10 protein-coding genes are annotated in these 11,488 nt (G+C 70.8%); 4 read left to right on the top strand and 6 right to left on the bottom strand.

The annotated features are described in order from the left end of the window. Positions 1-20 precede the first annotated feature (20 nt). From FNF32_RS13930 to FNF32_RS13920, 3 genes are all read right to left on the bottom strand, one after another. A complete protein-coding gene (locus FNF32_RS13930; RefSeq protein ID WP_131672890.1) occupies positions 21-1,340 on the bottom strand; it encodes a flagellar hook protein FlgE in 1,320 nt (439 codons plus the stop codon). 111 nt (positions 1,341-1,451) lie between these two features. After that, positions 1,452-2,201, bottom strand: a complete 750-nt coding sequence (locus FNF32_RS13925; protein WP_131672945.1) for a flagellar motor protein MotB — start codon at positions 2,199-2,201, stop codon at positions 1,452-1,454. 95 nt (positions 2,202-2,296) lie between these two features. Next, entirely contained in the window at positions 2,297-3,892 is a 1,596-nt protein-coding gene (locus tag FNF32_RS13920) for a GMC family oxidoreductase (protein ID WP_143796697.1), read from the bottom strand. 188 nt (positions 3,893-4,080) lie between these two features. Between FNF32_RS13920 and FNF32_RS13915 the strand changes: the two genes are divergently transcribed. The 4 genes from FNF32_RS13915 to FNF32_RS13900 are packed head-to-tail and all read left to right on the top strand — an operon-like array spanning position 4,081 to position 8,709. Beyond that, positions 4,081-4,824, top strand: a complete 744-nt coding sequence (locus FNF32_RS13915) for a paraquat-inducible protein A (RefSeq protein WP_131672891.1) — start codon at positions 4,081-4,083, stop codon at positions 4,822-4,824. 8 nt (positions 4,825-4,832) lie between these two features. Further along, a complete protein-coding gene (locus tag FNF32_RS13910; protein WP_246087844.1) occupies positions 4,833-5,516 on the top strand; it encodes a paraquat-inducible protein A in 684 nt (227 codons plus the stop codon). Beyond that, positions 5,513-7,933, top strand: coding sequence for a PqiB family protein (locus tag FNF32_RS13905; RefSeq protein ID WP_131672893.1), 2,421 nt, complete (start codon positions 5,513-5,515; stop codon positions 7,931-7,933). Before FNF32_RS13910 ends, FNF32_RS13905 begins: the two co-directional genes overlap by 4 nt. 2 nt (positions 7,934-7,935) lie before the next feature. Next, positions 7,936-8,709: a PqiC family protein gene (locus tag FNF32_RS13900; protein ID WP_246087843.1), complete on the top strand. Its 774-nt coding sequence runs from the start codon at positions 7,936-7,938 to the stop codon at positions 8,707-8,709. Positions 8,710-8,746: 37 nt separating this feature from the next. Here FNF32_RS13900 and ferA read toward each other — a convergent pair whose 3' ends face one another. Genes ferA through FNF32_RS13885 form a run of 3 tightly spaced genes read right to left on the bottom strand, consistent with a single transcriptional unit; the run spans position 8,747 to position 11,440 of the window. Next, the gene (ferA, locus tag FNF32_RS13895; RefSeq protein ID WP_131672894.1) at positions 8,747-9,292 is read right to left on the bottom strand and encodes a flavin reductase FerA; all 546 of its coding nucleotides are present in this window, start codon (positions 9,290-9,292) and stop codon (positions 8,747-8,749) included. Continuing rightward, positions 9,289-10,104: a 3'(2'),5'-bisphosphate nucleotidase CysQ gene (locus FNF32_RS13890; RefSeq protein ID WP_131672895.1), complete on the bottom strand. Its 816-nt coding sequence runs from the start codon at positions 10,102-10,104 to the stop codon at positions 9,289-9,291. The genes ferA and FNF32_RS13890 overlap by 4 nt, the downstream gene beginning before the upstream one ends. Beyond that, on the bottom strand, positions 10,091-11,440 hold the full coding sequence (locus FNF32_RS13885) for a TldD/PmbA family protein (protein ID WP_131672896.1): 1,350 nt from the start codon (positions 11,438-11,440) through the stop codon (positions 10,091-10,093). Before FNF32_RS13885 ends, FNF32_RS13890 begins: the two co-directional genes overlap by 14 nt. Positions 11,441-11,488 lie beyond the last annotated feature (48 nt).

Below are 11,488 nucleotides of genomic sequence, written 5' to 3'. Positions count from 1 at the left end.
CCCCTTTCCTATCCCGCGCCTCAGCGCTTGATGTTGGTGGTTTCCTGCAGCATCTCGTCCACGGTCTGGATGACCTTGGCGTTCGACGAATAGGCGCGCTGGGTCTGGATCAGGTCGGTCAGTTCGGCCGCGACGTCGGTGGCCGACCCTTCGCGGGCGTAGCCCACGACGGTGCCGGTCGGGCCGTCGCCCGCGTCCCACAGGAAGAACGAGCCCGAGCTGGGCGAGACCTGGTAGGTCTGGTTGTTCAGCGCGATCAGGCCGTTCGGGTTCGGCACGTCGACCAGCGGGATCTGGTAGATCGTGCGGATGAAGCCGGTGTCGTAGGTCGCGCGCATCAGGCCGTTCTCGTCGACCTCGACGGCGGTCAGGTTGCCGACTGGCGAGCCGTCCTTGCTGATGTTGACCGGCTTGAAGCTGTCGGCAAGCTGCGTCAGCCCGTTGGCGTCGCCCACGGTCCCGATCCTGACCGCCATCGGGCCGCCGGCGACGGTCAGCGCAAGCTCGCCCGTGGTGGCGTCATAAGCACCGCCGCTCAGCGTCGTGACCGAGGCGAGGCGGCCGCCCAGCGTCGGGCTGTCGTCGAATTCAAGGGTATAGCTGCCGACCAGGTTGGTGGCGGGCGGCGAGGCGCTGTCGCGGATTTCCATCCGCCACTGGTTCGACATCTGGCCGGGCACCGCCGAGGGCACCGGGGTGAAGGTGATGTTGAGCGATTCCGACGTGCCGAGATTGCCGAAATATTCGACCCGCGTGGTCATCGGATCGCCGGTGGCCCCTTCCTCGGTCGCGACGGCGGGCAGGTTGATGCCAAGGCTCATCATCGTGGTCGGATCGGCCGAGGTCTGGTTGGCGTTCAGCACGATCGGCTGCAGCCCGCCCACCGCATCGCGGGTCTGGGTGGGCACCGTGCCGTCCGAGTTCGCGGGCCAGCCCATCAGCACCAGACCCGATTCGGTCCGCAGCACGCCTTCCGCATCGGGGCGGAACGAGCCGGTCGTCGTCATCATGATCGGCCGGTCCGCCGGGTTCTGGCCCAGCGTGGCCGAGGGGATCACCGGCAGCATGCCGCGGCCAGAAATCGCGAGGTCCAGCGGGTGCGACGACGAGATCAGCGCCCCTTTCTGGTCGATCACCCGCGAGGTCATGGCGCGCACCCCGCCCGCCGAATAGACGCCGGCGCCACGGGCCTGGTTGATGACCATCCCTTCGAACTGGGTGTTCACCCGCTTGTAGCCGTAGGTGCCCGAGTTCGCGATGTTGTCGGAAATGCCCGCGAGGCGTGTGGCGTTGGCGGCCAGACCGGCGACGCCGGCGTTGAGGGACGAAGAAATCGACATGGTTCACCCGTGTTGAGTAGCGCTGTGGCAGTCATGCGTGTCGTGCGTGTTGTCAGTGTTGTGGCCGAAAGCCCTTAAGATCCGGCTAACGGCGACGCTGTCCGCGGGGGGTCACCTGAGAAGGATGACCTCGATCCGGTTGTTGGCCGGGTCGAGCGGGTTCGAGTTGCGGTGGCGGCGATCGGCCAGCGCCGTCACCCGCTGGATGCGGACGGGGTCGAGCCCGCCCGACTGCATCAGCCCCCTTACGGTGTGGGCGCGCGCGTCGGACAGCGCCCACACGGGGGACGACACCATCACCTGCGGAAAGCTGCGGACGTGTCCCGAGATCGCGACGTCGTTGCGCACCTGCCCCAGGACTTCGGCGACAATCCCGGACAGGTCGATCAGCACCGGCGCAGGCTCGGCCGTGTCGCCCCGAAACAAGGGCGCATCGGCGAGATCGCCCAGTTCGATCACCAGACCCTCGTCGGTCATGCGGGTGACGACGTGGCGCAGGATGTTCGTGCGCTGCATCGATTCCGCGCCCGATCCCGTCAGTTGGTCCTGGATGTGACGCGCAATTTCCTCGAACACGGCGCTCGAGGTCGCGTCGCCGGGGGATAGGGGATCGGTCGTGCCCGGATCGACGCCGGTCGTGCCGCCGTTCGGCGTCTGCACGACGGTCGGGTCGAAATAGTCGGCCAGTCCCGCGCGCTGCTTTTCGGTCGTGGCGTTCAGAAGCCACATGAGCAGGAAGAACGCCATCATCGCGGTCACGAAGTCGGCGTAGGCCACCTTCCACGCGCCGCCATGATGGCCGGCCGCGACCACGTCGCCGCCGCGCCGGATGATGACGGTCGATCCGTCCTTGCCCGCCATCTGCCCGCCTTCCGAAACCGTCTTCGGAACCGGCATAGCAGCCGCGCCCTCAACGCGCGGTTAACAGATCAAATCCCGCGCATTTCCGGCCGCGATCACCCGCGCAGGTCGGCCGCGATCAGCATGGCTGCCTTTTCGGCGATCATGATCGTGGGCGCGTTGGTGTTGCCCGAGGTGATCGTCGGCATGACGGACGCGTCCACCACCCGCAGCCCGTCCACCCCCCGCACCCGCAAGGACGGGTCCACGACCGAATGCGGATCGGCGCCCATCCGGGCGGTGCCGACCGGGTGGAAGATGGTCGAGCCGATCCGGCCCGCGGCCTCGGCCAGCGCCTCGTCGCTGTCGTCGCCCCACTCGGCGCCCGGCTTGAACTCCTCGGGGCGATAGCGGGCCAGCGGCTCCTGCCGCATGATCCGGCGGGTCAGGCGGATCGCGCGCGCCGCCGTCGCGCGATCGGCGGGCGCCGACAGGTAGTTCGGCGCGATCCGGGGGGCCTGCATCGGATCGGGAGAGGTGATGCGGACATGGCCGCGGCTTTCGGGGCGCAGCGGGCAGACGCTCGCCGTGATGGCGGGAAAATCGTGCAGCGGCTGGCCGAACGCCTCGAGGCTGAGGGGCTGGACATGCCATTCCAGGTCCGGGGTCGCCACGTGGGGGCCCGAGCGGGCAAACGCGCCAAGCTGGCTCGGCGCCATGCTCATCGGGCCGGTGCGGCGGGCGAGGTATTCGGCCGCGATCATTCCCTTGCCCCACCAGCGCCGGGCCAGCTGGTTCAGCGTGCGCGCGCCCGTCACCTTCCACGCGCAGCGGATCTGAAGATGGTCCTGCAGGTTCTCGCCCACCGGCGCGTCGCGCAGGGTCGCGATTCCCATGTCCTGCAGCAGCGCGCCCGGACCGATCCCCGACAGCTGCAGGATCTGCGGCGTCCCGATCGCGCCTGCGGATAGCACGACCTGCCCGCCGCGAACGATTTCGGACGCGCCGTCCGCGAACAGTTCCAGCCCGACGGCGCGGGTGCCGTCGAACACGACGCGGCGGACGTGGCGGCAGGTCATCACGGTAAGGTTCGGACGCCGCATCGCCGGGCGCAGGAAGGCGCGCGACGCCGAAACACGGAAGCCGCCCTTCTGGCTGACCTTGAAGTAGCCCACGCCCTCGTTGTCGCCGGTGTTGAAATCCTCGACGCAGGGGATGCCCACCGCCTCGGCCGCGCGGGCCCAGTCGTCCAGGATGTCCCAGCGCAGGCGCTGCCGTTCGATCCGCCAGGGACCGCCCGCGCCGTGGTCGTCGGACGCGCCGGCGAAATAGTCCTCGGACTTCAGGAACAGGGGCTTCACGTCGTCCCAGCCCCAGCCGGTGCAGCCCGCCTGCCGCCAGCCGTCATAATCTGCGGCCTGCCCGCGCACGTACAGCATCCCGTTGATCGAGCTAGACCCGCCCAGCACCCGCCCGCGCGGATACAGAAGCTCGCGCCCGCCGAGGTTCGGTTCGGGCGCGGTGCGGTACATCCAGTCGGTGCGGGGATTGCCGATGCAATAAAGGTAGCCGATCGGGACCTGGATCCAGTGATAATTGTCGCGCCCGCCCGCCTCGACTAGAAGGACGCGCAGGCGCGGATCCTCGGACAGGCGCGCGGCCAGCACGCAACCGGCGCTGCCCGCGCCCGCGATCACGACGTCGAAATCCATTCCCGTCCATCCCTCCCCGGATGGGGGGCGATGCTAGCAGGGGCCGCTGCCCGCACAAGGCCGCCGACGGCGCGCGCGCCCGCCCTTGCGTGTTCCGCCGGTCACATGCCGCGGCGTCGCACGCACCGCGCCCGTTCAACCTGCGGGAGCGGGCTTGTCTGCGCGCGGCCGCGGTCTATCTTGGCGCCATGTTGAACGAAGGCCAATACGACCTGACGACCGGCGCCGGGCTCGTGGCCTGCCCGCGCTGCGACGCGCTGCATGTCGAACTGGAACTGCCGTCGGGCGAAACGGCGCGTTGCGTGCGCTGCCACACCGTGCTGGCCCGCCCGCGCGAGGGGGCGTTCGTCCAGATCGTCGCGCTGTCCTTCACCCAGGTCGTGCTGATGATCGCGGCACTGTTCTTTCCGTTCCTCGAGATTTCCAAGATGGGCTTCGGCAACGACACCTCGCTGTTCGGGGTGGCGCTGGCGTTCTCGACCGGCTGGCTGATGCCGCTGACGGCGGCGGTCGTGATCTTCATCGTGGCGCTGCCGATGATGCGGGCGATCCTGCTGATCTACACCCTGCTGCCGATGGCGCAGGGGCGCGCGCCCGCGCGTCACGCGGCGCAGGCGTTCCGCGCGTCCGAGATCATGCGCCCATGGTCGATGGCCGAGATCTTCGTCATCGGCACGGCGATCGCGCTCGTCAAGGTGGGGGGGATCGCCACGATCCACATGGGGCCCGCGTTCTGGGCCTTCTGCGGGCTGATCCTGGTCGGGGCGGCCAGCCGCGCCTATACCTGCTCGACCTCGATCTGGGACGCGCTCGAGGATATGGGCGCGCCGACGGACGGGCGCGAGATGCAGCCGGCAGGCGCCCCGGTCACGGCCGGCGCCCCCGTGACCACTCGCGCGCAAGGCGTCCTCAAGGCGCAAGCGTCCAGATGAGGGCGGCGGTGACAACCCCTTCCGCCCCCGCCGCCGCGGACGAGGTTGCGCCGCTGCTGACCGCGCATCGCGCCGGGCTGGTCGGGTGCCGCAGCTGCGGCCGCGCATGGCCCGCAGGCACCGACATCTGCGCGCGCTGCGGGGCGACGCTGCACACCCCGGACCGCAAGGGGTTGCAGGCCGTGTGGGCGTGGCTTGCGGCCGGGCTGATCTTCTACATCCCGGCAAACCTGCTGCCGATGCTGCGGACCGAGACGCTGGCGGGACTGGGCGCGTCCGCCGAGGCGACGATCCTCGGCGGGGTCGTCGACCTGATCCATTACGGCAACTACGGGGTCGCCGCGATCGTGTTCGTGGCCTCGATCATCGTGCCGTTCGTCAAGTTCATCTGCATCGGCTGGCTCGCCATCGTCGCGGGCCGGCCGGCGACGCATCAGGCCGCCCACACCCGCCTGCGCGTGTTCGAGGTGATCGAGTTCGTCGGCCGCTGGTCGATGATCGACGTGTTCGTGGTGGCGATTCTGTCGGCGCTCGTCCAGTTGGGCTTCGTGGCCTCGATCCACCCCGGCCCGGCGGCGGTCTGCTTTGCCCTGTCGGTTGCGTTCACCATGCTTTCGGCTCAAAGCTTCGACCCGCGATTGATCTGGCGCGGCTTGCCGTTGCGCGACCGCAAGGACAGGACCACCGGATGACCGACACACCGCCGGATCGCGCTGCCACGCCGTCTGCCCCCGACGTCCCGCCCTCGACCACCCCGGCGGCCCCCGCGCCCCTTCGCCCCGCAAGCCCGGTGCGGCGAACGGCGGCGCGCGCCGCGCGGGCCGGCATCTCGCTGATCTGGCTGGTGCCGCTGGTCGCGCTGGTGGCGACGCTGGCGCTGGCGTGGAACGCCTATAACGGCCGCGGCACCACGATCTCGGTCGCCTTTACCGACGCGACCGGCATCACGCCGGGCGAGACGCAGCTGCGCTTCCGCGAGATCCCGGTGGGCCAGGTCAAGGCGGTGCGCTTCACCTCGGACCTGCAGAAGGTCATCGTGGACATCAACGTCGCAAAGGAAGTCGCGCAGTACATCGACGACGACGCCGAGTTCTGGATCGTGCGGCCGCAGGTGTCCACCCAGGGCATCTCGCGCCTCGACACGGTGCTGACCGGCGCCTTCATCGAAGGGTTCTGGGACGACCAGCCCGGCGCCGTGTCCGAAGAGATTCACGTGGGCCTGGAACGGCCGCCCCTGACCCGCAGCAACGAACGCGGAACCTGGGTCGTGATCGCGGGCGACAGCGCCAACGGCATGACCGAGGGCGCGCCGATCTATTATCGCGGGCTGCCGGTCGGGCGGATGCAGAACCTGCGCCTGGCCGACCGCGACGAAACGGTGCTGGCCGACATGTTCATCGAGGCGCCGCACGACGAGCGCCTGACCACCGCGACCGTGTTCTGGGACGTGTCGGGCTTCAGCGTCGGCCTGGGGCCGCAGGGCGTCCAGCTGAACGTCACCTCGGTCACGTCGCTGCTGCAGGGCGGGGCAGAGTTCGCGACGCTCAATTCGGGCGGCGAGCCGGTCAAGCCGGGCCACGTCTTCCAGCTGTATCCCGACCGCGACACGGCGCAGAGCCAGCTTTTCGCGGGCTCGCCCCAGGACGCGCTGCGCCTGACGCTGCTGCTGCCCGAGGCCGTGCGGGGCCTCGCCGAAGGGGCGGACGTCCAGTACCAGGGGCTGAGCGTCGGCCGGGTCACGAACCTTGCCGTGCGGCAGGTTCCGGGCGAAAACGGCGCCGCGCCCACCACCGCGCAGGACATCACGATCGCGGTCTCGCCGCAGCGGTTCGGCCTGCCCGACGACGCGGGCCCCGACGCGGCGCTGGCGTTCCTGACCGACCGCGTGGCCGAGGGGCTGCGCGCCCGGATCACGGGCGCCGGGTTCTTCGGCACCTCGCTGATGGTCGAACTGGTCGAACTGCCCGACCAGCCCGCGGCCGTGCTGCAGGCAAGCGCCGCGCCCTATCCGGTCCTGCCCACGGCGCCTGCCGACCTGTCCGATATCTCGACCTCGGCGCAGGGGTTCCTCAACCGCGTCGGCGGGCTGAAGCTGGAAGAGCTGGTGAAGTCCGCGACCGACATGATGAACTCGGTCACCGCCGTCGCAAGCTCGCAAGACACCCGCGCGATCCCGGAATCGCTGCGCCGCACCATCGACGAGGCGCAGGTGACGATGACCGAGCTCAGGACCGCGGTCGAGGAACTGCGCCAGTCCGGCGCGGTCGGCAACGTGAGCCGCGCGACCGCGCAGGCGGACGAGCTGATGACGCGCCTCAATGCCGCGGCCGAGCGCGTGCCCACCATCGTCGAGCAGCTCGACAAGGCGTCCGCGTCGATCAGCGAGGTCGATTTCGCCGCGCTTTCGACGGAAATGCAGGCCGCCCTTGGCGACGTGCGCGCGGTCGTCGGCAGCGACGCCGCCCTGTCCCTGCCGGGCGAGATTTCGACCGCCCTCGCCAATGTCGGCAACGCCGCGCAGGGGTTCGGCGAGGTCGCGCAGGACCTGCAGGCAAGCCAGGCCGGGCCGAAACTGGCGCAGGCGCTGGACGACGCCTCGGCCGCGTTTGTGGCGGTGAACGAAGCCGCGCTGGAAATCCCCGAGATGGTGGACAGCCTCGATTCCGCCGCGACATCGATCGACGAGTTCGACTTTGCCGGCATCGGCGACGAGGCGAAGGGCCTGATCGGCGACCTGCGGGCGATGCTGGGAACCGAGGACGCGGCGCAGCTGCCGCGCAACCTGTCGGACACGCTGAAGGCCGCGTCGGGCCTGCTCAACGACCTGCGCGACGGCAACGCGGCGGGCAGCCTGAACGCCGCGCTCGCATCGGCCCGGCGCGCCATGGACCAGGTCGCGGTGGCGGCCAACACCCTGCCCGCGCTGTCGCAGCGTTATCAGGCGCTGGCGACGCGCGGCGAAGGGGTGATCGCGACCTTCGGCGACCGCGGCGCCTTCCAGACCGAGATCATCAACACGCTCCGCAGCCTGCGCCGCGCCGCCGAATCGTTCGGCAGCCTGTCCGACACCATCGAGCGCAACCCCCGCGCCTTCATCCTGGGACGATAGACATGCGTCATGGCCTGACCCTCATCCTGGTTGCGGCGGCGGCTCTTGCGGGCTGCTCGAACCCGGAAAAGACCGAACGCTACCTGATCGACCCGCCCGCGAGCCAGGCGCGCGTCGGCAACAACCTCGGCACGGCGGAGCTGCGTGACGTGTCGCTGCCGTCCTATGCCTCGTCGGGCGAGGTGGCGTGGCAGACGGCGGACGGCGCCGTGCGGTCGAACACCAAGCAGCTTTGGGCCGACGAGCCCGAGCGCGCCTTTACCCTGACCCTCGCGCGGTCGATCACCGAGATGTCGGGCGCGACCGTCATCGCCGAACCCTGGCCGCTGGCCGAACCGCCCAGGCGCCGGGTCGAGGTGCGGGTGGAAACGGCGCTGGCGCAGTTGAACGGCATCTACCGCCTAAAGGGCAGCTACTACGTGGCGAACGACAGCGCGGGCGGCGCGAACCACGCGCGCATGTTCGACATCCAGGTGCCGCTGCCGGTGGCGCAGAAATCATCCTCGAGCGGACTTGGCGCGCTGGGTGGCGGGGCCGCGCGGCGCAGCCCGGCCACGCCCGCCGAAATCGCGGCGGCGCAGAACGCGGCGATCGCCCGGCTCGCGGCGCAGATCGCGGTCCTCGGCGGTCAGGGCGACACCATCGCCACCTCGGCCCCGCGCGAAGAGGATTTCTCGACCTTTGACCTTGGCCCCTTGCCGCCGCTCGAGCCCCTGCCCGAGCTGGAGCCTCTGCCGGGCGACACAACCGAGGCGGACGGCAGCGCCACCAGTTGAGCCGGCGCGCCCCGTCGGCGCTTCCAGTTTCGGCGCCTCAGCGTCCCTCGGCCTGGAACGCGCCGAACCGGCCCGCGGCAAAGACCAGCGGGTGATCGTCGGGCCCGCCGACCGTCACGCGCGCGACCTGCCCGATCACCACGGTATGGTCGCCGCCCTCGTGGGCCGCGTGGCGCACGCAATCGAAGCGGGCGGCGACCCCGGCGATGACCGGCACCCCTTCGGCGTTGCGTTGCGCGTCCAGCCCCTCGAACCCCTCGCCATTGCGGGTGAAGCGCAGGCACAGGTCCAGCTGCTCGGCCCCCAACACATGCACCGCGAACGCCTGCGCCGCGACGAAGGCGTCGTGCCGGGACGAGCTGCGCGCCGGGCACCACAGCACCAGCGGCGGATCAAGCGAGACGCTGGAAAAGCTGTTCACCGTCATCCCCATCGGCCCCGACGGACCCAGCGCCGTCACCACCGTGACCCCGGTGGCGAACCGCCCCAGCGCCTGGCGCAATTCGCGCGCGGCCGCCGTTTCGGGGTGGAAGGTGATCGCGTCCGCGATCCGGTCGAGCGATTCTGCGGGCAGGCGGGTCATGCGACCTCTTCTCCTTCGGGCGGGGCTACGGGGTCGGCAAGGCGGCGCGCGGCCATGATCGCACGGTGAAGGCGCGGGCCCGCGACGACCACCCCCGCCACCTGCGCGCCGGCCGAATTGAAGCGCAGGTCGCCGCCGTTCATGTCGGTCACGGTGCAGCCCGCGCGCGCGGCGATCAGGCTGGCCGCCGCGACGTCCCATTCCCAGCAGGGGCGCAGCGACAGGGCCGCGTCGAACCGCCCCTCGGCCGCGAGGCACAGCCGCCATGCGATCGACGGGCGGAACTCGCGCCGGAACGGCGGCGGCGCATCGGCGCGCCACATCGCGGGGTCGAGCGCGGCGCGGCTGGTCAGCACGCGCGCGCCGTCGATGTCCATGTCCGAGGGCGCGACGGGTTCGCCGTTCCGGGTCGCGGGGGCGTCCACGCTGGCCGCGTAGATCACGTCACGCGCGGGCAGATAGACCGCCGCCGCCGTGACGCGGCCGTGTTCCGCAACCGCGATCGCGTGGGAAAAGCCGTCCTGCCCGTCGATGAAGGCGCGGGTGCCGTCGATCGGATCGACGATGAAGCAGCGCGCGGCCTTGCGACGGACGGGGTCGTCGGCGCTTTCCTCGCTGAGCCAGCCATAGCCGGGGCGCGCGGCCCGCAGCACGGATTCGAGGTGGTCGTTGACCGCAAGATCGGCCTCGGTCACCGGACCGGCGGTGCCGCCCTTGTCCCAGGCCCGGGGCTGGCGCTTCCAGAAGCGCAGGGCGATCGGCCCCGCGTCCAGCGCCGCGCGCACCAGCAAGGGCAGGTCAGCCGCCGGCAAGGGTCATTCCCTCGACCAGAAGCGTGGGCACCGCATGGCTGCGCCAATCGGGCAGGTCGCAGGCGGCGGTCATACGCATCAGCATGTCGCGCAGGTTGCCCGCGATCGTGCATTCGTTGACGGGATAGGCGATCTCTCCGCCCTCGACCCAGAAGCCGGCGGCGCCGCGCGAATAGTCGCCGGTGGTGGGGTTGATCGACGAGCCGAGGAACGAGGTCACGATCAGCCCCCGCCCCAGGTCGCGGACCATCTGTTCGGGCGTGACCGCGCCGGGCGACAGGCGGATGTTCGACACGCCGGGCGACGGCGGGCTGGACGCGCCGCGCATCGCGCTTGCGGTCGATTGCAGGCCCAGCTTGTTGGCGGTGGCGATGTCCAGCGTCCATCCCTGCAGGACGCCGTCACGGACGATGGCGCGGGCGGCGGTGGGCAGCCCCTCGGCGTCGAAGGGGCGGCTCGCGCCGAAGCGAGGCAGGCGCGGATCCTCGATCAGGTCGAAGCCCGGGGGCAGCACCCGTTCGCCCATGGCGTCGCGCAACCACGTCGCGCCGCGGGCGACCGCCGATCCGTTGACGGCCGACAGCAGGTGCCCGATCAGCCCGGGCGCGACGCGCTGGTCGAAGATGACGGGAACCGCGCCGGTGGGCGGCCTGCGCGCGCCGGCGCGGGCGGCGGTGCGTTCGCCGGCCAGGCGGCCGATGGATTCCGGCGCGGGCATGTCTTGGGCCCAGACGCGCGATTCCGCCGCCCAGTCCCGGTCCATCCCCGTCCCCTCGCCGGTGATCGCGACGGCCGAGATGGAATGAGAGCTGCGCGCGAACCCCGCCCCGAACCCGTTCGAGGTCGCAAGGAACAGGTCGCGCCGGGCATAGGCGGCGTTCGCGCTGTCGATGACCCGGACCCCGTCCACCTCCAGCGCCGCCGCCTCGGCCCGCAGCGCCGCGTCCAGAAGCGTTTCGGGGCTGGGACCGTCGGCCAGTTCGCACAGTTCCAGCGCGCCGTCATAAGCGGGCGCGAGCTGGGACGGATCGGCCAGCGCCAGCGCGTCGTCCACGGGCGCCTCGCGGGCCATGGCGACCGCGCGCTCGGCCATCTCGCGCATGGTCTGGGGCGACAGTTCGCTGGCCGCGACGCAGGCCTGCCGCCCGCCGATCAGCACGCGAAGGCCGATTTCGGTGCCGTCGGCGCGCTCGGCGTGTTCCAGCCTGCCGCCCCGCACCTCGACCGACAGGGACGCGCCGCCGACCGCCAGCGCGTCCGCCTGCTCGGCACCGGCGCTGCGCGCGGCATCCAGCAGGGCGGCCGTCAGGGCCTGAAGGTCGGGATCGTCGCGCATGTCGGGCAGCCTTCCTGAAAAATCACGGACCGCCTTGATCGAAAAAGG

Source organism: Paracoccus marinus, from assembly GCF_007018965.1.
Taxonomy (GTDB): Bacteria; Pseudomonadota; Alphaproteobacteria; order Rhodobacterales; family Rhodobacteraceae; genus Paracoccus; species Paracoccus marinus.
The sequence above is the reverse complement of the archived record's forward strand: the minus strand, read 5'-3'. Positions and strand labels throughout refer to the sequence as shown.